We start from the raw sequence: 21,671 nt of genomic DNA on the forward strand, positions 1-21,671 counted from the left end.
GGGTAAGCTACTGCTAAGAAAAAATAGGTGTAAATGGGTGGTTTATTAAAATTTGTTGTAATTCTTTTGGGAGTAGGGTGGTTGCTGGGGCAGCTGGTCCGCTATTTTCTGCGGACTAAATTGGCGAAGTTTGCCCAGCAAGTTTCTGAAATGGAGCGGCAACAGCGAAGAGAGCAACAAGCTCAATCTCGGCCAAAGGAAGGCGTAAATGTGGATTACATCCCCAAAACCCATCAAGAGAAACGAAAAAAAGATATCGAAGGGGGAGAATACGTGGATTATGAAGAAGTGAAGGATTAGGTCTTCGTTTATTTATAAGTATTGTCTAATAAATACAATTTCAGAATAGGGTGTTCATTTTTTGCAATTTTTAAGTTTGTCAGTGCTATTGAGGTCTTCTTGTTTTTCACTAGTATTGCCAGATAAATAATGTAAATTTTAATGAAAGTTAGTTTAGTAACTTTTCTACTTTGTTTTTTGACTTTTACTTTAACAGCTCAAAAAATTACACTTAGTGGAACAGTCAAAGATCAGGAAACCGGGGAAGTGCTGATTGGGGCAACTGTTTTTGATAAAAAGGTTCAAAAAGGAGCAATTACCAATAATTACGGATTTTTCAGTTATTCCTCACAAGAAAAAGAAGTCTCTTTGGAATTCAGCTATGTAGGGTATGAATCTAAACTGGTTTTTCTTGAGCTGGAAAGGGATACCTTACTTGCTGTAGAATTAACTCCATCGGGACTGATGGAAGAGGTGGTCATTGAAGGTGAGCGTTCAGACCCAATTCAAGAAAGTACCCAAATGGGATCAATTACAGTTCCCATTCGTGAAATCAAAAACCTACCGGCTTTGATGGGTGAAGTGGATATTTTTAAAGTGATTCAATTGCTTCCGGGAGTACAGTCAGGTTCGGAAGGAGCTTCTGGCTTATATGTTAGAGGAGGCAGTCCGGATCAAAACCTGATCCTATTGGACGGAGTACCGGTATATAATGCCTCTCACCTGTTTGGCTTCTTTTCTGTATTTAATGATGGTGCCATCAATAATGTAGAATTGATTAAAGGGGGATTTCCAGCCCGGTATGGGGGAAGGCTTTCTTCGGTAATCGACATTTCCATGAAAGAGGGAAATATGAAAGAATTCAAGGGGGAAGGGAGTCTAGGCTTGATCGCTTCTAAAATTACCCTTGAGGGCCCGATAAAAAAGGATAAAACTTCCTTTCTGTTTTCTGGGCGTCGGACTTATTTGGATATGATCGCAAGACCCATTATCAAAAGTACTTCCGGTGGAGACGAAGATGTTGGATATTATTTTTATGATTTAAACGCCAAGGTGAATCATATTTTTGATCAGAAAAATCGACTGTATTTGAGCTACTATGGAGGTCAGGATATCGGGTACTCCCGGTTTAATTCAACTTGGGAAACCGAAGGTGGAATCAATGAGAGTGAGGAAGAAGCCGGATTGGGTTGGGGAAATACGATCGCTGCGGTTCGTTGGAATCATGTGGTTAACCAACGCCTGTTCGCTAATTTTACAGGAACTTTTACTCAATATAAGTTTAGGATTTTTTCTGATTATGACCGACGTTTTATTTCTTCAATCGAAAGTGAAAACCAAGTGGATCGGTATTCATCAGATTATTTCTCCGGGATTCGGGATTTTGCCTTAAAAGCTGATTTTGATTTTATTCCCAATCCTCAGCATTACCTTCGCTGGGGTGGAATGTGGGTAAATCACCGCTTTACTCCAGGGGTTTTTGCATCCAGAGAAAATGAACGTCCCCAGATTCAAGAAGGGGGTACTCCATCGGATAGTCAGGAGATTTCAATTTATTTAGAAGATGACTTCTCGGTAGGGGATCGATTCAAATTTAACACGGGAATCCATTTTTCCGGGTTTTTAGCCCAAACGAAAAGCTACAGCTCTTTTCAACCTCGTTTTTCTGCCCGATATCTGATCGATGGGAGCTCATCCATCAAGGCTTCTTATGTTCAAATGGCCCAATTCGTCCACCTGCTTACCAATGCAGGGTTGGGATTGCCCACTGACCTTTGGGTGCCATCTACCGATCAAATCGGTCCACAGGAAAGTTGGCAGGCAGCGGCTGGCTATTTCAAAAAATTGGGAAATGGCCTAGAGTTGAGTGTGGAAGGCTACTATAAAGATATGCAGGGGGTCATTGAATATCAGGATGGCGCTTCCTTTTTGAATACCACCGAGGATTGGCAAGAAAAGGTGACCTCGGGAGAGGGCAGGAGTTATGGAATAGAATTCCTCTTGCAGAAGAAATTAGGCAAAACCACCGGTTGGGTTGGGTATACTTGGTCAAAAACCGAGCGAAGATTTGATGATATTAATTTTGGAGAATGGTTCCCCTTTAGATACGATCGTAGGCATGACATCAGTGTGGCTGCAGTTCATCAGTTGTCCGAAAGAATTGATCTTTCAGGAACCTGGGTTTTTGGTACCGGAAATTTCATAACGGTTCCCACCCAACGCTACCAACACTCCGCTTCAGTGATCATTGATAATTACACTCGGTATGGAGGTTTATTTGTCGATTATTTTGAGTCGAGGAATAATTTCCAGATGAGGAGCTATCATCGTATGGATGTAGGAATCAACTTTCATAAAGATAAGAAATGGGGTCGACGTACTTGGAATATTTCGGTGTATAACATTTACAGTAGGCAGAATCCCTTTTACATGGATATTGGCTACGATTACCAAGCTGATCGAAATCTATTGCGTCAGTTTAGTTTATTTCCCATTGTTCCCTCAGCTTCTTACCGGTTTACCTTTTAATGATGAGAAAATTTAGTTGCAAACTCTTCGGTCCTTTAATTCTTTTTCCTGCCCTTTGGTCTTGTGAGCAGTTTTTGGAAGTGGGGCTCCCGGATCAAGAGCCTCGTTTGGTGATCAATACGTTGTTGGAACCGACAGATACCCTGAAGGTATTTCTAACCGAGAGCAGGAGTGTTTTGGAAGGTAGAGATTACGATGAGTTTCCTATTGTTTCCGATGCGCAGGTACAACTTCAGACTAGTGGGGGGGAGATTTTTCCCATGACTTTCATCGACAAGAGCAGACCTTACGAGCCCAATGCCTATTATTACTTGAGTGGATTTGAATTAAAAGAGCATGAAAACTATGAAATACATGCCAAACGTACGGGTTTTGAATCTGTGGTAGGTAGGGTTCAGTTCCCTGAGTTAGTCCCGATTAAAAATATTTCTTATAGAAATTTAGGGCCTAGTGAATCTTCGGCTAATTTCGATTTAGTTGAATTTGCCCTGACATTCGATGATCCTCCTAGCCGGAATTTTTACGAACTTTCGGGGCAATACTACGGACAAAGTACCTCAGAAGACTACAGTTTCTATTCAGGAGACCTTTATCCCACACCAGTAAATCCTGCCTATGAGTCCTATAGTTGGTTTCAAAGCGGAATTGTCTTCGATGATCTGCTACTTACCGGGGAGGATTCGGAATTGGTTTTTACCGCCAGCATCCCTCGCGATGTAGAGCTGGAAGTGGCGATTCGCTTTTCTAATGTATCAGAGTCTTTTATTCGATATCGACAGACAGTAGGGCTTCAAAACGATACTAGAGGAGATATCCTTTCTCAACCGGTTTTGGTCTATTCCAATATCGAAAATGGAATGGGAATCCTGCAGGCAAGAAACCCCAATCTTCGCGTGTTGAATATGTTATTGGAGGATTGAGATTTTCACTTGCTCAGGATAAAAAAACTATTCCGGAATAGGGGTGAAACTTTACCCCTCGATTGGGCAAGGATGTGTTGCCTTTTTCGCTTCATCAAGGGAAGAAACTCTCCCCCGAAATCTCAATGGCGTTATTCAAGCTAAGGTAAGCTGAGTTTTACTTCCATCTTTAACCTTGAAAAAAACAGACATAGCCGCTAGCTTATTCTCCTACACCGAAAAAGCTTAAACCCACTTGGACTTTTTGTGCCGATGAGAAACTCTTCACCTCCATCTTTTAGCCCGAGTTTCTTTTTGAGTTCATGGGCTCCTTGCGAATAATTCCGGCAAATCACATTGACTTTTCCGGCGGGGAAAAGGGCCTTTATTACTTTTTTGTTCGGGGGGATCTCCTCTATGATTTCAAAAATCCGAGCGGGAATGGAGTTCTTGGGTAAGGCTGAACAGGTATAAACATGACTGTTTTTTTCCAGCTTTTTCAGCCCAAATCGTGCTGCAAAAAGGGTAAAGGCTCCTGCTTTCAAAATCCCACTCAACGGTTCGATCAAGTAGTTTTCGGCCTCACTTAATTGGGAAACGGCGTTTCCCTCTTCTTTTGGATCAAAGGAAAATGAGGGGAAACCACCGCCCAAATCCACTACTTGAATTTGTTTAGAAGTATTTTCTTTTTTCCAAGAAAGTAAAAGCTCCTTTACCTCATTTTTTACTGAAAGGATAATGATTTGTTGAATTTCGGGGAGTTCTTCCCAAGCCTGAGAAATATCCAGCATAGGAGAAGATTTGATCAGAATCTGATCTCCCTTGCTTTTCAACAAAGACCAGGAACCGACCACATCGGGTTGGCAATCCTGAAGTTTGTAGAGCTTTTGATTTCCTGAGCCCCGTCTAGCTGGATCGAGATAGATCAAGTCAACATGCAATGGGGTCTTTTGTAAAAACTCCAAGCCATCCCCTTCCACAAATTCGAACTTGCCCTTGAAGTTCTTTTGGGATTCCAACTGCTTGAGGTTATGTTTTGTGATTTGAAACAGTTCGGTCTGCCGTTCGCAGTAAATCCCTTGATTAAAACCCTCACTTAAGTAAAAAAAATCCACTCCAAAACCTCCTGTCAAGTCAATCATGATTTCACCTTTCCATCCTCCGGCCTTGAATCTGGCGGTTTGCTCACTTGAGCTCTGTTCTAAGGAAAGGGAAGTGGGAAAAAGGAGCTTAGGATTTTCAGCCCAGCTTGGGAGTTTTTTGCGTGCTTTTTGCCGGGATGAAATCTGTTGGACTGCTAATTTGAGGTCAAAAGAAACTTTTTCCTGGTACTTGAAAAGTAAAAGTGCAGGATCTTCATCGAGATGATCCTGCACAAATTGTCTGAAATCAACGCTGTAGAATTCGCTGAAATCCATTAAACGAGTTTATTTTTCACTAAATATGAAGCGATTTGAACCGCATTGGTTGCAGCTCCTTTTCTTAGATTATCCGCCACAATCCACATGTTGAGCGTATTGGCTTGGGATTCATCTCTGCGCAATCTACCGACAAAAACCTCGTCTTTTTTGTGCGCGGTGATCGGCATTGGGTAGACGAAATTGGCCGGATCATCCTGGACGATTACCCCGGTGGTTTCCTTTAGTAACTTTCGCACTTCATCCAAGTCAAAGTCTTCTTTAAACTCTACATTGACCGCTTCTGAATGTCCTCCCATGGTAGGGATACGGACCGTCGTGGCAGTCACGGCAATGCTATCGTCGGAGAAAATTTTCTTGGTTTCGTTGATCATTTTCATCTCTTCCTTGGTGTAGCCATTGGCTTGAAATACATCGATATGGGGAAGGACGTTCATGTCAATTTTATGCGGATACACCATGGGAGGATTTTCATTCCCAGCTCGCTCGGCCATCATTTGATCAACAGCAGCTTTTCCGGTTCCGGTCACAGACTGATAGGTAGAAACTACAATTCGCTTGATTCCATAGCGCTGACGCAAAGGCTCCAAAGCCAGTACCATCTGAATGGTAGAACAGTTGGGATTGGCGATGATTTTATCGGCCTGGGTCAGTTCTTTGGCGTTGATTTCAGGGACCACCAATTTTTTGCTGGGGTCCATTCTCCAAGCTGAGGAATTGTCCACCACCGTGGTCCCAGCTTCGGCAAATTTTGGAGCCCATTCCAAAGAGGTGCTTCCGCCCGCTGAAAAGATGGCGATTTCAGGCTTTGCGGCTACTGCATCGGCCAAGCCGATCACCGTGTGGGATGTGCCCTTATAGTCAATTTTCTTACCAACGGATCGCTCAGAGGCGACCAATAAAAGTTCATCGTATGGGAAATCATGCTCTTGGAGCACTTCGAGAATTTCGGAGCCGACCAATCCAGTCGCTCCTACCACTGCAATTTTCATTTTATGGGTTTGATAGGTTAATGAATCGAAATACAAAAGTAAGGCAGAAGGTTTCATTTTCAGGGTTTTCCTTTAAAAAATACTTGAGGAGGCTCCCCAACCCCGAGGTTTTTGATGGATTTAGACCTTTTATAACTTGATTAACTCGATTTTTTGGATTTACTGTGTTAGTTCATTTAATGCGGGATCGATTTGAAGGTGTATTATCTTTTGCTGAAAATGAGCCAGTCTTTAATAGGTAAGATGGATAGTAAAATTGGACAATCAAATGGGTTTGAATTTTCTGTAAGCCTTCCTGTCCCGCTGCTTTGCCTAATGCAAGGAAGGGGATTAGATGGCACCTAGGACGAAGTCCTGTCCTTACAAAAAATGGAACTAATTAGCTTAGGTGTAGCAGAGGATTTTTTCCACAATGGGTAGGAATTTGAACATAAAATGGAAGGTTAAAATCGTTAGGGAAACCCGAATTATTGCTGAAAAGGGATAAAAATTTGTAGTTGGCTTAACCAAGCAATTTTAAAATTCTGTATATTAGAGAGACAAACACCCCAAACCCATGGAAAAAGGCCTAATCAACCGCGCATTAGAAAGACTCAATGTAAGCGAATTCAAGGATCTAGCTGAAGTCAAGCAATATTTGATTATGAAATATCGAATCGATGTCGAAGATGCTGTCCTGAAAAAAAGATTAGAAAAAATACTCCATGAGGAAAAGGCGGTTGCCTGATAAATTGTTGGTATTAAAAAGATGAATTTTAGTTACATTCTTGATGGAAATTACCTTAAAGGGTATTGTTTCCTTCCAGATTTTTTGGTTTTGGGGTCGATTCGTTTTAGTGAAATAGAGTAAATGGGGGTATGCTGGTGTATCCACAACCTTTATTGCAGAACTGAAGGCCAGCCCTACTGAAAATACCAAGAGCCTCCGCAGCAGAAAAGGGATAGGATTTCTCCGAAAAACTCTCCTCTTCCTAAGTTTGGCCTAAAGAAGGGTAAATTTTTCTGGTCAATGAATCGCAACCTCCCAGAGGATTTTGGCCTAATTGAAGAGACCTATCTTCTGACCATTGAGGGTTATTTCTCCTCCTTGTAGATCATTACCTTAGCTTCCCCATTGGCTTTGCGATAGCCACGGTACATGCCTTCAGAATTAAAGGGCATTGCAATATTTCCATTTTTATCGATGGAAATCACTCCTCCTGAGCCACCCATTTCCACCAGTTGCTTCATGACCACCTCATCTCCGGCCTCTGCCAGTGATTTTCCTCCATACCGCATCAGGGAAGCGATTTCATGACCCACTACCGTCCGGATAAAGTATTCTCCATGACCAGTTGCAGAGACTGCACAGGTAGCATTATCCGCATAGGTTCCCGCACCAATAATTGGCACGTCACCTACCCGTCCAAATCGTTTATTGGTCATTCCTCCGGTAGAGGTGGCTGCGGCGATATTCCCTTTTTTATCCTTGGCAACTGCCCCGACCGTGCCAAATTTTCGATCGTTGAAAAATGGGTCTTTTAATTCAAGTTCCATCAGTGCAGCATGGTCAAGTTCGGTTTTTTCTGTTTCCCGAATTTTTTCCAATTGTTCAAAGCGGAAATCCGTGTAAAAATAGCTTGGATCCACTTCTTCGAGATTCTGACTCAGAGCAAACTGCTCGGCACCCGCTCCGCTCATAAAGACATGGGGAGAGTTTTCCATCACTGCCCGTGCTGCGGTAATCGGATTTTTGATCCGGGTAAGACCGGTGACTGCACCGGCATTTCGGTCTGCTCCATTCATGATGGCTGCATCCATTTCATTTTTTCCTTCATTGGTGAAAACAGCTCCCTTACCCGCATTGAATAGCGGACTATCTTCCATGACTTTGACCGCGGCAACTACTGCATCCAAAGCTTCTCCACCATTTTCCAAAACTGCGTAGCCCGCATTGAGCGCTTCCTCGAGTTTTGCACGGTACTCAGCATCTTGTTCAGCGGTCAAATTTTCTTTCTTGATGGTACCTGCACCTCCGTGAATCGCCAAGGCAAAATCGACTGGAGCTTCCGTGTTGGTAATCGGTTGATTTTCTTTCGGTTTGCTACAAGAAACGATTAAAATAAGAAGTAGAAATAGGAAGATATGGAGGCTTTTCATGGGAGTGATGGAGGATAAAATGAAATTAATTTGCTTAAAAATCAGCTTTTCTGATTAAATGGCCAAGAAAATTTGATCATCGGTATGACGAATATTTTTGTAAATCCACCAGAGGCATGTATTTTAGAGAACTTTATTTTAAAAGGGACGTCCAAGTAATATCACCTAACCAAAATGTTATGAGTCAGGAAGGAAAAACCGCCTATTCTCCGGATGAATTGAAGGAGTTTGAAGAGATCATTCTTCAGAAATTAGCAGTGGCAAAAGAGGAGTTTAATTCTCTCAAAGAGACCCTCAGCAAAAAGAATGATACAGGGACCGATAATACTGCTTCAACCTCAAAGCTTTTGGAAGATGGCGCGGATACCCTTGAGCGTGAAAGCTTGAGTCAGTTGGCGGCCCGTCAGCAGAAATTTATCATTAATCTGGAAAACGCCCTGGTCCGGATTAAGAATGGCACTTACGGAGTTTGTGTGGATACCGGCAAATTGATCAGCAAGGAAAGATTGAGAGCAGTACCCCATACCATGCATTCAATCGAGGCCAAAATGGCAAAAAAATAAACCTTGGAGTTCTTACATCGGCATATTGAGGCATTGATATTTTGCAATCCTGGCCCATTGTCAAAGGATGAAATCCGAAAATGTCTTACCGAGATGTTTGAGGCTGAAATTCCTATGGACCATATCGAATCGGCCATTGAAGATTTGCGGACGAAATACCTTCAGGATGATTTTTCATTTGCCTTGGAACACCTGGGTGGAGGGTATCAATTTTTAACCAAACCCGCCTATCAAACCAGTATTTCGATTTTACTCAAACAGCAAAGTCAAAAGCGCCTATCGACCGCACAAATGGAAACGCTTTCCATTATTGCCTACAAGCAGCCGATTACCAAAGGAGAAATTGAACAGATCCGGGGAGTCAATTCGGATTATTCAGTGACCAAACTTTTAGAAAAAGAACTGATCGAAATTAAAGGGAAATCAGAGGGGCTCGGAAGACCTATGATCTATGGCACCTCCCCCAAGTTTATGGAGTATTTTGGCATCAACTCGATCAAAGATTTACCCCAGCCCAAGGACTTTTCACAGCAGAATAATGAGATCGGTGAAGAGAGGGAATAGACTGGGCGGGTAGAGCCTGAACGCTGGGGAGCTGAGGGTAAATCAGCCTCGTAATCTTACTTCGTAATTCTACAATCCTGAGCTTTCCAAGGGTTTAATTTTGGCAAGTTGAGAAATCAGGAATTTTTTACCCGAAGGAATTTCTTCACAAAGAACCCGAGTGCGACGGGTTTCTTTTTTTTGGAATTTTCTTCCTTGAAGTTCAAACCACAATCCCGGCTTTAAATCAGCTAAAAAAACCTCCTCAGAAACGTGGTGATTTAAGTCGTATTTGCTGAGTTCTTTGGTAAGAAATAAATCTCCAGCCGAACTCGCTTTCGGATTTCGCATATGTCGCGACAGCGGAATCAAAATGTCTTTGGGGAAAATTTCAGGTTTTAAAAGCGGGATCATCAATTGTTGGAAGGTGCTTTTCCATTCTTTTCCATGAGGTGCTGTTTCAATTCCAAAATGCAAATAGGTATGCAAATGAGCTACTTCATGAATGTACGTGATTAGGAACTGATAAGGGTTAAGCGTTCCGTTGATGGTGATGGTTTGCCGTTTGCTATCCCGTCGCCAGCGAAAGTCACCCAATTTGGTTTTCCGAGCGGGTGTGACCGTAAAATTGAATCCATTTTTAACCCATAGGTCAAGGCAGTAGGGGATGCTTTTTTCAGGGAGATGCTTGGAAAGAATAAGCTGAAGTTTTTCCGTCGGATTCATGCCTAAAAATAAGGAATTTGAGGGTAACAAATTTAAGATTTGATTCCTATTTCGGGGAATCCCACACCTGCTTTAGGCTCATTTGGAATGGCGCTTTTAGTAGGGAGGATTCCAGCTGAGCCAGTCGGGTGGAGGTAGGAGGGATAAAAAAAGAGTCCCGAATTCCGGGACTCTCCAATGTTAAGCAGGCTGGTAAATTACTTTACCTCTTCTACTTTCTCCTCTACAGTCTCCACTGTTTCTTCTACAGCTTCCTCAGTAGTTTCGATAGTGTCTTCTACTACTTCTTCAGTAGCTTCTACAGCCTCTTGAGTTGTTTCTTCTACAGTTTCTACTACTTCAGTAGCCTCTTCAGAAGTTTCCTTGTTGCCGCAAGATGCAGTTGCCATCAAGCCAGCGATTGCGAAAATTGCAAATACCTTTTTCATTTTTTGTGGTTTTCTTAATTCGATGCAAAGGTATCTGCTATTTTTCCAATAATGCAAGAACCGCTCAAATATTTTTTATTTGTTTTTATAAATTATTTTTACCGGAACTCCTTCAAATTCAAAGTTTTCGCGTAAACGATTTTCCAAGAAGCGGGTATAGGGGTTTTTGATGTACTGGGGCAGGTTACAGAAAAAAGCAAAGACCGGATTTTTGGTGGGTAATTGGGTCACATATTTAATCTTGATGTACTTTCCTTTCCAAGCCGGTGGAGGATAGCGTTCGATTTCCTGAAGCAATAAATCATTAAGCTTGGAGGTGGGAATCCGGCGGTTTTTATTTTCATAGACTTTTACAGCCAATTCGATCGCTTGAAAGATCCGTTGCTTCTCCGTCACTGAAGTGAAAATAATGGGAATCCACTTGTGTTCACCCAATCGCTCCATCATGTCTTCTTTGATTTTATTCATCGTCTTATGGTCCTTTTCAAGCAAGTCCCACTTGTTGACCATGATCATGATGCCTTTGTTGTTTTTGATTCCCAAGCTGATCAGGTTGATGTCCTGTGCTTCTAATCCTCTGGTAGCATCCACCATCACAATGATGACATCGGATTCTTCCAGGGTACGTAAGGAACGCATGACTGAATAAAATTCAATATCTTCTTTGACCTTGGCTTTCTTTCGAATTCCAGCCGTATCGGTGATGATAAAATCCTGTCCAAAAAGCTTGTATCTGGTGTGAATGGCATCTCGAGTGGTGCCGGCCTCATTGGTGACAATGGATCGTTCTTTGCCTATCAGGGCATTGAGAAAAGAGGATTTACCCACATTGGGTCTACCCAAAATGGAGATTTTTGGTGTGTCCGCATCCGGATCTTCGATTCCCTCATCTTTGAAATGAGTAATTACTTCATCCAAAAGCTCACCCGTACCACTTCCACTCACTGCGGCAATAGGAAAAATTTCAAAATCACTCAGGCCTAAGGCATAGAATTCATTGGCCATTAAGGATTTTTCGAGGTTATCAGCCTTATTGGCTACGATGAAAATGGGTTTCTTGCTGGACCGAAGCTCATCGGCAAACTCTTTGTCCAAATCAGTCAACCCATCATTGCAATCCACCACAAATAGAATCACGTCGGATTCTTCAATGGCCAGTTTGACTTGCTTTCGGATTTCGGCCTCATAGATATCATCCGAACCGGTCACATAACCTCCAGTATCAATAACTGAAAAGAATTTACCAGACCACTGGGCATGGCCATAGTGACGGTCACGGGTAACCCCACTCATATTGTCTTCGATTGCTTTTCGTTCTTCGACCAATCGATTGAAAAGCGTAGATTTTCCTACGTTTGGTCTGCCTACGATTGCTACTATATTTGCCATAATTAGGTTGGGTCGTACCCAAATTTTTTCAGTTTACTTTTGTTTTTACGCCAGTCGGATTCGACTTTGACGTGAGTTTCCAGGAAGACCTTTTTGCCAAAGAAGGCTTCCATGTCTTCTCTGGCTTCGGTTCCTACCTTTTTGAGCATCTTGCCTTTTTCACCAATAAGGATTCCTTTTTGGCTATTTCGCTCAACAAAAATGCTGGCTCGAATCCGAATGATTTTTTCTTCCTCGTGAAAATCCTCAATTCCCACTTCGGTGGAGTAAGGGATTTCTTTTTTGTAGTTTTTGAATATCTTCTCCCGTATGATCTCGGAGGCAAAGAACCGTTCGGGGCGGTCAGTTAGTTCCTCTTTGTCGTAAAATGGGGGATGCACGGGCAATCGATCCAGGATTTCTTGAAGGATTCGCTCGGTATTAAATTGTTCCAATGCTGAAATTGGGATCACCGTTGAAGCTTTGATCCGATCAGTCCAATAGGAGGTAACCTCATCTAGTTGTCCTTCTTTGGCAAGATCGATTTTGTTGATCACCAGAAGAACGGGGATGCCAGACTGATTGATTCGGTTGATGATCCCTTCAATCTCTGTGTCCTTTTCAAAAAGATCTGTCACAAAAACAATGATGTCTGCATCTTCTAAGGAAATGTTAACAAAGCTCATCATGCTTTTGTGGAGTTCATATTTGGGCTCCAACATTCCTGGGGTATCCGAAAAAACGATTTGATAATCCTCCGTATTGGTCAGTCCCACAATGCGGTGCCGGGTTGTTTGGGCTTTGGGGGAAATGATGGAAAGTCGCTCACCCACAAGGATATTCATCAGTGTGGATTTCCCAACATTGGGCTTTCCGATAATATTGACGAATCCTGCCTTGTGATTTGATATGCTCATTTCTTTTAAATTTTTCACAAAGGTACTTGATTTTATATAGTTTCTCCTTACCTTTGTATCACAATTCGCCGGAAGGGCGGGTCAAAAAGAAATATAAGGTAAAATCCTTAAAAGATATATCGCGGGATGGAGCAGTTGGTAGCTCGTCGGGCTCATAACCCGAAGGTCACAGGTTCGAGTCCTGTTCCCGCTACTAAACAATTAGTTGATCGTTTTACGGTCAACTTTTTGTGTTTTATAGGGCTATTGATGCAGTTTGTGAATAAAACCGATTCAAATCGGTTCCAATTGGCTCTAAATTACTCAAATTTGTCCCTCTTTTCGTCCCCTTTTTTGTCCCCCTTTCCGGTTTTTGATAGTTTTTTGGCAGATGCTCAATGGAATTGGAGTTTTGGAGAATCTTGAAGCCTTGGAAAACAAAATCATTCAAATGGATTCGGGTTTACTGAATTGAAAACCCAGGATTATTGAAAAATTAGAGGGTAATGGATAGCCTTTATACTGAGTCTCTTTTTTCTTTTGGACCGCAAGCTGATGATATAAATTATCCAAATTCCCCAGGCAACGGCAAATAGAGGAAAGGGATTTTCAGCGCCCAATGCCCCGGCCATTGCAATGAAACTGATGAAAAGTGTTCCTAAAAATTTGAGTACTGACCACATAATCAGGTGGTTTTGTGATGGACTGGTATACTCATTTACCGTCAGGGATCAAAATCGTTGTGTTTAAAAGTGTAAAAATGTAAAGATGGTTTTATATAAAAGTATGTGAATTGATTTTTGGAATGATTCCATGATTTTATTCTTACTATTTAGATTCACTACTGTCCGACTAAAATAGAATAGTCGGACAGTAGTGATTCGTAATAAGAAAAATGGGCTACCCTGCCCCGTTATGAGCAATTAATTTGACTCTAGTTTAGCAAAACCAACTGTCTTACGATAAATATCAGGTGATACTCCTACCTTCTTTTTAAAAAAACGACTGAAATAGAATTCATCGTCATAACCTAAAAAAGCAGCAATTTGTTTCACTGGTTTAGAAGTTAGATAAAGTTCTCGTTTCGCCTCAATAATTATCCTATTTGAAATTAAGGATGAAGTCGTTTGATTGAGATATTTCTTGACGATACCGGCTAAAGTTTTAGGACTTACACTTAGTTCATCTGCGTATTCTTGGGGAGAATGCAATTTGCAATAATTACTCTCAATTGCATCGACTAAATTTTGTAAAATTTCTGTTTTTGAATCTGACAATCCGGGAGTTAATTGTTGATCAAATTGTTTCTTATGTCTGACCGCTTCTATTAAAAACACTTTTAAAAATGCCACAAGAACTTCATGCTGAGCGATTGAGTCTTTGTCCATCTCTTTCGAAATTTGATCAATCAAATTAAGAAATAGGCTTTGCTCGTTTACAGTAAAATAGGGTAAACCATGGAAATTATTAAAAAGGATTCCCTCGGTCTCTATTTCGTTTTGATGTCTATATGTACAAAAAAAATCGGGATGAAAATTCAATAAATAACCCTGACACTTTTCTTCAGAACGTATCATGAAAGGTTGATACGGAGCCAAACAAATCATATGATTTCCTTGCAATTCAAAACTTTGAAAATCAACGCTTAGTTCATAGCTAATTCCACATAACAAAACGATAGAATAATAATTTCTTCTTTGTAGATGATCAAACTGGCTTAGATCGTTTAACTCTTCTAATCTAAACGCAAGTTCCCCGTTTTGTTTGTCTATAATTATTTGGGCCATACTAAATTTATGTTTTAGCTCATTCAAATTTTAAAAAAAAGGAGTGCCAAAAGCACTCCTTTCTTAAATCAAATATTTATTTTGAAGCTAGAATGTTAATTTTTTGAATTGCTGAAGCATCAAAGCCTTCCAAAATTACAGGCGCATTCTCCATCAACGCTGCTGCTACTTTCCCTGTCAAATGAGCATCTCTGCCAGCGTCATCTGCAAACGTATCGAAAATGGCATAGGTTTCTTCATTGATTTTAAAAGCATACCATGATAAAGTTGCAGGCTCAGAACTCACCAATGACTTGCCCGCTTGCAAGAAATCCTCCACTGTAGATGTCTTTCCTTCTTTGGCTTTCATAATCACCAACAATCCCTTATTCTGATTACCCACTTTATGATTACTTGCTTGAACATCAACAGTCTTAATGTCTGTGCTAGCATCAAAACCTTCTAAAAGATCTCCAGCATTGGCCAATAAGGCTTTTGCCACTTCTCCTTTTAAGTGTGCCTGTCTGCCCTCTTCCGCTTCAAATGTGTCATAAATTCCGAAAGTTTGTTCATCTATTTGAAATGCAAACCAAGATTCAGTTTTTGGTTCTGCATTTACCAATGATAAACCACCTAGAAGAAACTCTTTCACTTCTTGCTCCTTACCTTCTTTCGCTTTCATGATTACTAATAATCCGATTTTTTCATTTTTTGTGTTGTCCATAATATTACTTTTTTTAGATTGAGAAAATGCTTGAATTGTTATCCCTAGAATTAGAACTAGGCTACTTATTTGGATTAAACTTTTAAATTTCATTTTGACTTATTCTTGTTACACTTCAAATGTAGAACTAAATAAGGGGCCTTGGAATGGAGATAAAAGACTTAAGCATGGACAATTTTCCAGTGACAATGAAGAATGTAAAAAAGCTCATAACACTGTATATGAAATCATAGCTCCCATTCGGGCGCTACGCTTCATATACTAAACGTTGTGTGCAATATGACCACACTTGCGTATCATGCTTTCCTCATCGGCCGGGTCTTTCTTATTTTTGCCGCCTTTTTCAAAGACCTCCTCGGCACCGTTGAGAAACTCCCGCTTCCAGTTGCTGAGTTGCTGGGGGGCGATTTCGTACTTCTGGGCCAGTTCGGCTAAGGAAGAGCGTTCCTTTAACAATTCCAAAACCACCTTGGTCTTGAACTTGGATGTAAATTTTCTTCGTGTGGTCATCACAGTAAATTAAGTTACTTTTTAACTTAATTTACTGTCCCGATTTTTGGGGGATGCTCATTCTCTCCATCCAGTTTTTTGTAGTCCGTTTTTTTAGCTGGATTGACAACATCAATATATGAAGCTAAATAGGCACCTCGATAAATCCGCATCTATATTTCTACCTTTAATGCTTTCGTAGTTTGAATTAATTCATCACTAGCAAGCCGCTTTTTGGTACTCCATTGGAGTCATTTGGTAGGATTGGAGTGTATACATTTGCTTGGACAGTAAGTTAAGCGTCCTTAACTTAGAATCAATGAAAGAGACAAGAACAAGAAGAAGCTTTGACAAAGCTTTTAAACTTATGGTAGTTGAACTTCACAAAACTGGCAAAACCTTCACTGAGGTTGGTCGGGAGTTGGGTATTTCTGGCGACCTGGTTAGACGCTGGGTCCGAGAGTTTGAAGCCACAGGCGACCATAGTTTTACAGGCAATGGCAAGCCAGTACTCACACCCGAAGAACGAGAAATTACTGAATTAAAAAAGGCCTTAAAGGAAGCACAGATTGAACGGGACATCCTAAAAAAGGCTGTAAGCATCTTCTCCAAGAGCGACAACAAATATTCCGGTTCATAAAAGAGCACCAAGGAGAATTTGCTGTTGAGAAGATGTGCCGGGTTTTTGAGGTTTCCAGAAGTGGTTTTTATGCTTGGCTTATTAGAAAACCTTCAAAAAGAGCTTTAGAAAATCAAGCTTTTAAAGCAACAATTCTAGAATTGCATCAGCAGTCCAAGTTTCGATTGGGCAGCCCAAAGCTTACCTCCGAACTCAGAGACCGGAGCATGCTTGTTTCCAGACCCCGAGTAGCCAGACTGATGAAGCAACTAGGTATCCGGAGCATTATCTGCAAGAAATTTAGGGTCGCCACCACTGACTCAAATCATGAACACCATCCTTCTGAGAACCTATTAAACAGGGATTTTACAGCCAGTAAACCGGGTGAAAAGTGGGTGTCGGACATCACTTAGGTAAAGACCAGCCAAGGCTGGCTTTACCTAACCCTTATCATGGATCTGTTTGATAGAAAAATTATCGGATGGTCCATGAGTACGACCATGGAGGCAGAAAGAACCGTAATAGCGGCATTTAAGATGGCTATCCTCAATAGACCGGTTACCCCATTAGAGCTGATTTTTCACTCAGATCGGGGAGTACAGTTTGCCTGTGGGGAGTTTCGCAGCCTACTTAAAACCTACCAAATCCGGCAAAGTATGAGTAGAAAAGGAAATTGTTGGGATAATGCTGTGGCGGAAAGCTTCTTTAAAATCATCAAATCAGAATTGATTTATCATATACCTGAACTAACGATCGATCAAACGAGAGTAGAAATCTTCGAATTCATAGAAATCTGGTACAATAAAAAAAGAAAGCACTCCTTCTTGAAGTACCTCACCCCTGAACAATTCGGAAAAACAAAATCAAAAATTGCGGCATAACAGCAGTCAAACTCGAAATTATCTGGGGGATTTTTCCTTCAAAATCCACCAGGTAATTTGAGTAGCCCCGCGGCAGGCGGAATTAAATCAAATCAATTCACAACTGACCTTAAAATATTGTCCATCTTTTTGTAGCAAATCCACACATATTTTTAAATGAGTTAAAGTGTCGCTGGGCTTTTAATTCGTCAAACTTTTCCTATCCATAAAGGAAAATTTTAATCAGGTTTTCTTCTGCTTTTAACACCGATCATTCGGTTCAGTTACAATTATTCTTGGCCTAGTCATAAGTAACTAGTTATGAATTAGGTATGGGCTATTTTTGTTAATTGGATAAATTTGAGGATCGAGTATTTTAAGCTCCTTGACATAGGAATGGCAAAAGGGATAAATGAGATTCAAAGCCATTCAAATTAGTTCATTAGTGAGCTACTCTGCAAAGCGAACCAGAAAGGATAAGCTACTGGAGAAAAGTGGCTTATAAGCTGGACGAGACATACAATTCTGAGTATTTTTTCTTTGTATAGTGCCGAAAAGGTCTTGACTCCCCCAGGGATTGATGGAATACAACGTACCGTAAATCAGATCGATCCTGTGGCAAAGAAGAATGCCTTTGGATGATTTGTGATAATTTTGGAAAATAAACAGTATTCCTTTGATATCACTTATTCGGAACATCCATTCAAGAAAGAGGTGCACGGATGATGCGGTTCAAGGGAATATTTGCAGTCAACCAAGAGACTTGCTATTAACGTTAATACCGATAGCTCGCGGAGCTCTTTCTCCCTCTTCCAAACAGATCAATATCATTTTATTTGAAGGGTGGAAATAATAGTGAAATTAACGATGTCAACTATGTATTTTACATTGGATTGAGGATAAATAGTTTCCATTCTTCCTCTGTATATAATTTTTATTGGTTTTCCGGAACTGCTAGTTATCTCGCTAGCTAATAATTTTCTTTTAGTCCACTTTAGATTTACCTCTACACCGGTCCGTGCTTTTAGCCCGGTTATTTCACCGTTTGACCAGCTACTGGGCAAAAGCTGGTAGCAAGTGAAGAATGTGAATTCCATTTGAATCTACAGTATGGCTTTGAAAAACCCGCTTTGACTTTTCTTTATTTCGGATAAAAAAGTATGATTTAGATCAACTGAGAACCTGAGCAAAGTTAGGTCTAACAATCCTTTTGAAGCCTGTTTTTTTGGCTAATTTTCACCCCATCAAACCACGCACAGACCCACGCCACTATGGATCAATACGTCATCAAGCGTAATGGAGAATACGCTCCGTTTATCCCATTTAAAATCGAAGATGCCTTGAGAAAAGGCTTTCAAAGTGTCCTAAAAGAATACGATTCTGGTCTCTTCCAAGCAGTGATTCAAAAAATGGAAACCAAAACCACTTGGGCAGTAGAAGATATTCAAGATCTGATCGAAAAGGAATTGTTTGCAGCAGGCCACTTTGAAGTCATGCGCTCCTTTATGTTGTATCGACACACCCGGAAGTTACAGCGGGAACATACAGCTGGGATTCATGAGGACACGACCTATGTGGATAGCACGCAGACCATTGAGGAATACATCAAGCAGACCGACTGGCGGATTAATGCTAATGCCAATACCTCCTTTTCAAATGCCGGTTTGGTCAACAATGTGGCAGGCAAAATCATCGCCAACTATTGGCTGGATAAGGTATATAGCAAGGAGGAAGGCTATGCCCACCGTAAAGGTGATATTCACATTCACGATTTGGATTGCCTGACGGGCTACTGTGCCGGTTGGAGTCTGAGAGTCCTTCTCAATGAAGGTTTCAATGGCGTTCGGGGTAGGGTCGAAAGTCGGCCCCCGTCTCATTTTCGAGAAGCATTGGGTCAGATGGCTAATTTCCTGGGTATTCTTCAAAGCGAGTGGGCGGGTGCCCAAGCATTCAGCTCTTTTGATACCTATCTGGCCCCCTATGTATTCAAGGATCAACTGAGTTACCAGGAGATTGAAAAAGCCATCCGGTCATTTGTTTACAACCTAAATGTACCCGCTCGATGGGGTCAGTCACCGTTTACCAACGTGACCCTAGATTGGGTGGTGCCAGAGGATCTAAAAGATCAAATGCCAACCAAAAGTGACCTCCATCTTTTTAAAGGAGTTGCTTCGGATTTGCTTTTGGAAAATGCCCAAAAACGAGGAGTGAACAGTTTGGAAGAATTAACCTACACCCATTTTCAACCTGAAATGCAACTGATCAACCAGGCCTTCTACACCATCATGACTGAAGGAGATGCCAATGGGCAGCCTTTCACCTTTCCGATACCCACGGTAAATATCACCGAGGACTTTGATTGGTACGGACCAAATACGGATCTGCTTTTTGAGAATACCGCCAAAATCGGCTCCTCCTATTTCCAAAACTTCATCGGCAGTCAATACACTTATGATGAAAATGGCCAAAAGGTAGATAATCCCCTTGCCTACAAGCCCAACGCGGTTCGTTCCATGTGCTGCCGCTTACAGCTGGATTTGCGGGAATTACTCAAGCGCGGAAATGGGCTTTTCGGCAGTGCTGAAATGACCGGAAGTATTGGTGTGGTTACCATCAATATGGCTCGGTTGGGATTTCTTTTTGCCGGAAACAAACCCGGACTCTACGAGCGATTAGATTGTCTTATGCAGCTTGCCAAGTCCACCTTGGAGAAAAAGCGTGTGTTCATTCAAGAAATGTATGACCGGGGGCTTTATCCCTACACCAGCCGATACCTGAAACATTTCCGCAATCACTTCTCCACCATCGGAGTAAACGGTCTGAATGAAATGATCCTCAATTTCACCCAGGGAAAAGAAGATATCACCGGAAATTATGGACTAACGCTGGCTATAGAACTGTTAGAACACATCCGGAGACGCATGAAGGAGTTTCAGGAAGAAACCGGCAACTTGTACAATCTGGAGGCTACACCGGCAGAAGGCACCACCTATCGATTTGCAAAAGAGGATAAAAAACGCTTTCCGGAGATCATCCAAGCCGGAAGGGAAGAAAACATCTATTATACCAACAGCTCCCAGATTCCAGTAGACTTTACAGATGATCCTTTTGAGGCACTTTTGCTGCAGGATGAGCTCCAGACCAAATACACCGGAGGTACTGTCCTTCACCTTTACATGAGAGAAAAAATATCTTCTCCTGAAGCCTGCCGTCGCTTGGTCAAGAAAGTCCTGTCCAACTTTAAGCTGCCCTACATCACGGTGACACCGGTTTTTAGCATTTGCCCGGTTCACGGCTATCTCAACGGCGAGCACGAATACTGCCCCAAATGTGACGAAGCCCTTCTCACTGACTTAAACCAAAATCCAATTCGCTATGCAGACAAACACTAAACAAATCCAATCCCAAATCAAGCTTCAACTCCATGAAGCAAATCGTACCAAATGCCTGGTCTATACCCGTGTGATGGGCTATCATCGACCTGTAGAGAGTTTCAACATCGGCAAAAAAGGTGAACACAAGCAGCGAACTCACTTCCAGGAATAGGCTGGAAAAGGGGAGGCCTATCTTCAGCGTCTCCCCATTTACCTTGCTGGATTTTCCGGACCGTACGGCTTGCATCCTCTGGTTTGCCGGTTGCAACATGCGCTGCGCATACTGCTACAATCCAGAGATTGTCCTTGGGAAAGGAAAGCTGAGTTGGGGTCAGATCCAGGATTTTTTACTTGCCAGAAGAAGGCTTTTGGATGGAGTGGTTTTCAGTGGAGGAGAATGTACAATTCACCCTCAGGTGATTCCCTTGATCCATGAAGTGAAAAAGATGGGCTTTGAAGTAAAAATTGATACCAACGGAAGTCGGCCAGAGGTCATTAGACAATTGATTGAGGATGATCTGGTGGATTATGTGGCATTGGATTTTAAAGCAATGGCTCAGAAATATGAACAAATCACCCAAACTCATTTATTTTTTTTATTCGAAAAATCACTTGAAATCCTCATCCCATCCAAAGTTCAGTTTGAGGTGAGAACGACCGTGCACTCCGATCAGTTGACCATAGAAGACCTTCAAGAGATGGTAACCTGGTTGAGGGGAAAAGGCTATTCGGGAAACTATTATTTGCAGCATTTTAGGGGTGAGAAGCAGTCTCTGGGAAGACTGGGGGAAAGCAAGAAACCTAGCCTGAAAACCGAAATAGGTCTGTGGAGGAATTGAGGGCAAGACGGAAACCCCAATAAGCCAATGTGCCAAAAAGACCAATTTTTGATGAATTGATGAAGTTTAGGCTAGAAAGGATTTTCAATAAAGAAATTGCTGATCGGCTAATCAAGGAGAGAACTCTTGAGCGGATCGGAGTTGGGGGTTTTAATGAGTACTCACAAGAATTCCCTTGAGGGTACTCTTCCTTTACTTCCCCCAATATACCGGAAGCTTT

General features: G+C 41.6%; 22 protein-coding genes, 1 tRNA gene and 1 pseudogene. 13 read left to right on the forward strand and 11 right to left on the reverse strand.

Annotation, left to right across the window (positions count from 1 at the left end; all coding sequences use genetic code 11):
- Positions 1-33: 33 nt before the first annotated feature.
- The 3 genes from Q0L00_RS07130 to Q0L00_RS07140 all read left to right on the forward strand — a co-directional run bounded on the left by Q0L00_RS07130 (position 34) and on the right by Q0L00_RS07140 (position 3,728).
- On the forward strand, positions 34-300 hold the full coding sequence (locus Q0L00_RS07130; RefSeq protein ID WP_297336184.1) for a DUF4834 family protein: 267 nt from the start codon (positions 34-36) through the stop codon (positions 298-300).
- Between the two features lie 141 nt (positions 301-441).
- Positions 442-2,808, forward strand: a complete 2,367-nt coding sequence (locus Q0L00_RS07135; protein WP_297336185.1) for a TonB-dependent receptor — start codon at positions 442-444, stop codon at positions 2,806-2,808.
- Complete coding sequence (locus tag Q0L00_RS07140) at positions 2,808-3,728, forward strand: DUF4249 domain-containing protein (RefSeq protein WP_297336186.1); 921 nt, start codon at positions 2,808-2,810, stop codon at positions 3,726-3,728. The genes Q0L00_RS07135 and Q0L00_RS07140 overlap by 1 nt, the downstream gene beginning before the upstream one ends.
- 197 nt (positions 3,729-3,925) lie before the next feature.
- Here the strand turns inward: Q0L00_RS07140 and Q0L00_RS07145 are convergent, their stop codons facing one another.
- Both Q0L00_RS07145 and Q0L00_RS07150 read right to left on the reverse strand, forming a co-directional pair.
- A complete protein-coding gene (locus tag Q0L00_RS07145; protein ID WP_297336187.1) occupies positions 3,926-5,125 on the reverse strand; it encodes a class I SAM-dependent methyltransferase in 1,200 nt (399 codons plus the stop codon).
- Positions 5,125-6,117 (reverse strand): aspartate-semialdehyde dehydrogenase, encoded by a 993-nt coding sequence (locus tag Q0L00_RS07150; RefSeq protein ID WP_297336273.1) that lies wholly within the window; start codon positions 6,115-6,117, stop codon positions 5,125-5,127. The genes Q0L00_RS07145 and Q0L00_RS07150 overlap by 1 nt, the downstream gene beginning before the upstream one ends.
- A gap of 556 nt (positions 6,118-6,673) precedes the next feature.
- Here Q0L00_RS07150 and Q0L00_RS07155 point away from each other — a divergent pair.
- Complete coding sequence (locus Q0L00_RS07155; RefSeq protein WP_297336188.1) at positions 6,674-6,844, forward strand: hypothetical protein; 171 nt, start codon at positions 6,674-6,676, stop codon at positions 6,842-6,844.
- Positions 6,845-7,191: 347 nt separating this feature from the next.
- On the opposite strand, the gene Q0L00_RS07160 is transcribed toward Q0L00_RS07155, so the two are convergent.
- Complete coding sequence (locus Q0L00_RS07160; protein WP_297336189.1) at positions 7,192-8,256, reverse strand: isoaspartyl peptidase/L-asparaginase; 1,065 nt, start codon at positions 8,254-8,256, stop codon at positions 7,192-7,194.
- Positions 8,257-8,435: 179 nt separating this feature from the next.
- On the opposite strand from Q0L00_RS07160, the gene Q0L00_RS07165 reads away from it, so the two are divergent.
- Complete coding sequence (locus Q0L00_RS07165) at positions 8,436-8,819, forward strand: TraR/DksA C4-type zinc finger protein (RefSeq protein ID WP_297336190.1); 384 nt, start codon at positions 8,436-8,438, stop codon at positions 8,817-8,819.
- Positions 8,820-8,822: 3 nt separating this feature from the next.
- Complete coding sequence (gene scpB / locus Q0L00_RS07170) at positions 8,823-9,383, forward strand: SMC-Scp complex subunit ScpB (RefSeq protein WP_297336191.1); 561 nt, start codon at positions 8,823-8,825, stop codon at positions 9,381-9,383.
- A 69-nt stretch (positions 9,384-9,452) separates the two neighbouring features.
- Here scpB and Q0L00_RS07175 read toward each other — a convergent pair whose 3' ends face one another.
- The 4 genes from Q0L00_RS07175 to era all read right to left on the reverse strand — a co-directional run bounded on the left by Q0L00_RS07175 (position 9,453) and on the right by era (position 12,801).
- Positions 9,453-10,088 (reverse strand): SprT-like domain-containing protein, encoded by a 636-nt coding sequence (locus tag Q0L00_RS07175; RefSeq protein WP_297336192.1) that lies wholly within the window; start codon positions 10,086-10,088, stop codon positions 9,453-9,455.
- A 197-nt stretch (positions 10,089-10,285) separates the two neighbouring features.
- Positions 10,286-10,516: a hypothetical protein gene (locus Q0L00_RS07180; protein ID WP_297336193.1), complete on the reverse strand. Its 231-nt coding sequence runs from the start codon at positions 10,514-10,516 to the stop codon at positions 10,286-10,288.
- A gap of 75 nt (positions 10,517-10,591) precedes the next feature.
- Entirely contained in the window at positions 10,592-11,905 is a 1,314-nt protein-coding gene (gene der, locus Q0L00_RS07185) for a ribosome biogenesis GTPase Der (protein ID WP_297336194.1), read from the reverse strand.
- 2 nt (positions 11,906-11,907) lie between these two features.
- Positions 11,908-12,801, reverse strand: a complete 894-nt coding sequence (gene era / locus Q0L00_RS07190) for a GTPase Era (protein ID WP_297336195.1) — start codon at positions 12,799-12,801, stop codon at positions 11,908-11,910.
- Positions 12,802-12,921: 120 nt separating this feature from the next.
- Here era and Q0L00_RS07195 point away from each other — a divergent pair.
- Positions 12,922-12,994: transfer RNA gene (locus Q0L00_RS07195), tRNA-Met, on the forward strand.
- A gap of 709 nt (positions 12,995-13,703) precedes the next feature.
- On the opposite strand, the gene Q0L00_RS07200 is transcribed toward Q0L00_RS07195, so the two are convergent.
- From Q0L00_RS07200 to Q0L00_RS07210, 3 genes are all read right to left on the reverse strand, one after another.
- On the reverse strand, positions 13,704-14,567 hold the full coding sequence (locus Q0L00_RS07200; protein ID WP_297336196.1) for a helix-turn-helix domain-containing protein: 864 nt from the start codon (positions 14,565-14,567) through the stop codon (positions 13,704-13,706).
- A gap of 76 nt (positions 14,568-14,643) precedes the next feature.
- Entirely contained in the window at positions 14,644-15,363 is a 720-nt protein-coding gene (locus tag Q0L00_RS07205; RefSeq protein WP_297336197.1) for a hypothetical protein, read from the reverse strand.
- 168 nt (positions 15,364-15,531) lie between these two features.
- Positions 15,532-15,780, reverse strand: coding sequence for a transposase (locus Q0L00_RS07210; protein WP_297336198.1), 249 nt, complete (start codon positions 15,778-15,780; stop codon positions 15,532-15,534).
- Between the two features lie 298 nt (positions 15,781-16,078).
- Between Q0L00_RS07210 and Q0L00_RS07215 the strand changes: the two genes are divergently transcribed.
- The 3 genes and pseudogenes from Q0L00_RS07215 to Q0L00_RS07220 form a co-directional block, all read left to right on the forward strand.
- On the forward strand, positions 16,079-16,399 hold the full coding sequence (locus Q0L00_RS07215) for a transposase (RefSeq protein WP_297336199.1): 321 nt from the start codon (positions 16,079-16,081) through the stop codon (positions 16,397-16,399).
- A gap of 32 nt (positions 16,400-16,431) precedes the next feature.
- Positions 16,432-16,791 (forward strand): IS3 family transposase, encoded by a 360-nt coding sequence (locus Q0L00_RS19675; protein ID WP_363318519.1) that lies wholly within the window; start codon positions 16,432-16,434, stop codon positions 16,789-16,791.
- Between the two features lie 12 nt (positions 16,792-16,803).
- Positions 16,804-17,259 (forward strand): annotated as a pseudogene (locus Q0L00_RS07220) (IS3 family transposase); the annotation flags it as partial.
- Positions 17,260-18,065: 806 nt separating this feature from the next.
- Here Q0L00_RS07220 and Q0L00_RS19680 read toward each other — a convergent pair.
- The gene (locus Q0L00_RS19680; RefSeq protein WP_363318520.1) at positions 18,066-18,335 is read right to left on the reverse strand and encodes a glycoside hydrolase family 95-like protein; all 270 of its coding nucleotides are present in this window, start codon (positions 18,333-18,335) and stop codon (positions 18,066-18,068) included.
- Between the two features lie 174 nt (positions 18,336-18,509).
- Here Q0L00_RS19680 and Q0L00_RS07225 point away from each other — a divergent pair, with 174 nt between their 5' ends.
- The 3 genes from Q0L00_RS07225 to Q0L00_RS07235 are packed head-to-tail and all read left to right on the forward strand — an operon-like array spanning position 18,510 to position 21,451.
- Positions 18,510-20,630 (forward strand): ribonucleoside triphosphate reductase, encoded by a 2,121-nt coding sequence (locus tag Q0L00_RS07225; protein WP_297336200.1) that lies wholly within the window; start codon positions 18,510-18,512, stop codon positions 20,628-20,630.
- Positions 20,614-20,784: an anaerobic ribonucleoside-triphosphate reductase gene (gene nrdD, locus Q0L00_RS07230; protein WP_297336201.1), complete on the forward strand. Its 171-nt coding sequence runs from the start codon at positions 20,614-20,616 to the stop codon at positions 20,782-20,784. Before Q0L00_RS07225 ends, nrdD begins: the two co-directional genes overlap by 17 nt.
- The gene (locus Q0L00_RS07235; RefSeq protein ID WP_297336202.1) at positions 20,750-21,451 is read left to right on the forward strand and encodes an anaerobic ribonucleoside-triphosphate reductase activating protein; all 702 of its coding nucleotides are present in this window, start codon (positions 20,750-20,752) and stop codon (positions 21,449-21,451) included. Before nrdD ends, Q0L00_RS07235 begins: the two co-directional genes overlap by 35 nt.
- Positions 21,452-21,671: the final 220 nt, after the last annotated feature.

It is taken from the genome of Algoriphagus sp. (assembly GCF_024305035.1).
GTDB lineage: Bacteria > Bacteroidota > Bacteroidia > Cytophagales > Cyclobacteriaceae > Algoriphagus.

What these genes read in the sequence shown, in the direction of transcription:
- Q0L00_RS07130 (WP_297336184.1), top strand. Translation starts at nt 34, where the DNA reads ATGGGTGGTTTATTAAAATTTGTTGTAATTCTTTTGGGAGTAGGGTGG.
- Q0L00_RS07135 (WP_297336185.1), top strand. Translation starts at nt 442, where the DNA reads ATGAAAGTTAGTTTAGTAACTTTTCTACTTTGTTTTTTGACTTTTACT.
- Q0L00_RS07140 (WP_297336186.1), top strand. Translation starts at nt 2,808, where the DNA reads ATGATGAGAAAATTTAGTTGCAAACTCTTCGGTCCTTTAATTCTTTTT.
- Q0L00_RS07145 (WP_297336187.1), bottom strand. Translation starts at nt 5,125, where the DNA reads ATGGATTTCAGCGAATTCTACAGCGTTGATTTCAGACAATTTGTGCAG.
- Q0L00_RS07150 (WP_297336273.1), bottom strand. Translation starts at nt 6,117, where the DNA reads ATGAAAATTGCAGTGGTAGGAGCGACTGGATTGGTCGGCTCCGAAATT.
- Q0L00_RS07155 (WP_297336188.1), top strand. Translation starts at nt 6,674, where the DNA reads ATGGAAAAAGGCCTAATCAACCGCGCATTAGAAAGACTCAATGTAAGC.
- Q0L00_RS07160 (WP_297336189.1), bottom strand. Translation starts at nt 8,256, where the DNA reads ATGAAAAGCCTCCATATCTTCCTATTTCTACTTCTTATTTTAATCGTT.
- Q0L00_RS07165 (WP_297336190.1), top strand. Translation starts at nt 8,436, where the DNA reads ATGAGTCAGGAAGGAAAAACCGCCTATTCTCCGGATGAATTGAAGGAG.
- Q0L00_RS07175 (WP_297336192.1), bottom strand. Translation starts at nt 10,088, where the DNA reads ATGAATCCGACGGAAAAACTTCAGCTTATTCTTTCCAAGCATCTCCCT.
- Q0L00_RS07180 (WP_297336193.1), bottom strand. Translation starts at nt 10,516, where the DNA reads ATGAAAAAGGTATTTGCAATTTTCGCAATCGCTGGCTTGATGGCAACT.
- der (WP_297336194.1), bottom strand. Translation starts at nt 11,905, where the DNA reads ATGGCAAATATAGTAGCAATCGTAGGCAGACCAAACGTAGGAAAATCT.
- era (WP_297336195.1), bottom strand. Translation starts at nt 12,801, where the DNA reads ATGAGCATATCAAATCACAAGGCAGGATTCGTCAATATTATCGGAAAG.
- Q0L00_RS07200 (WP_297336196.1), bottom strand. Translation starts at nt 14,567, where the DNA reads ATGGCCCAAATAATTATAGACAAACAAAACGGGGAACTTGCGTTTAGA.
- Q0L00_RS07205 (WP_297336197.1), bottom strand. Translation starts at nt 15,363, where the DNA reads ATGAAATTTAAAAGTTTAATCCAAATAAGTAGCCTAGTTCTAATTCTA.
- Q0L00_RS07210 (WP_297336198.1), bottom strand. Translation starts at nt 15,780, where the DNA reads ATGACCACACGAAGAAAATTTACATCCAAGTTCAAGACCAAGGTGGTT.
- Q0L00_RS07215 (WP_297336199.1), top strand. Translation starts at nt 16,079, where the DNA reads ATGAAAGAGACAAGAACAAGAAGAAGCTTTGACAAAGCTTTTAAACTT.
- Q0L00_RS19675 (WP_363318519.1), top strand. Translation starts at nt 16,432, where the DNA reads ATGTGCCGGGTTTTTGAGGTTTCCAGAAGTGGTTTTTATGCTTGGCTT.
- Q0L00_RS19680 (WP_363318520.1), bottom strand. Translation starts at nt 18,335, where the DNA reads ATGGAATTCACATTCTTCACTTGCTACCAGCTTTTGCCCAGTAGCTGG.
- Q0L00_RS07225 (WP_297336200.1), top strand. Translation starts at nt 18,510, where the DNA reads ATGGATCAATACGTCATCAAGCGTAATGGAGAATACGCTCCGTTTATC.
- nrdD (WP_297336201.1), top strand. Translation starts at nt 20,614, where the DNA reads ATGCAGACAAACACTAAACAAATCCAATCCCAAATCAAGCTTCAACTC.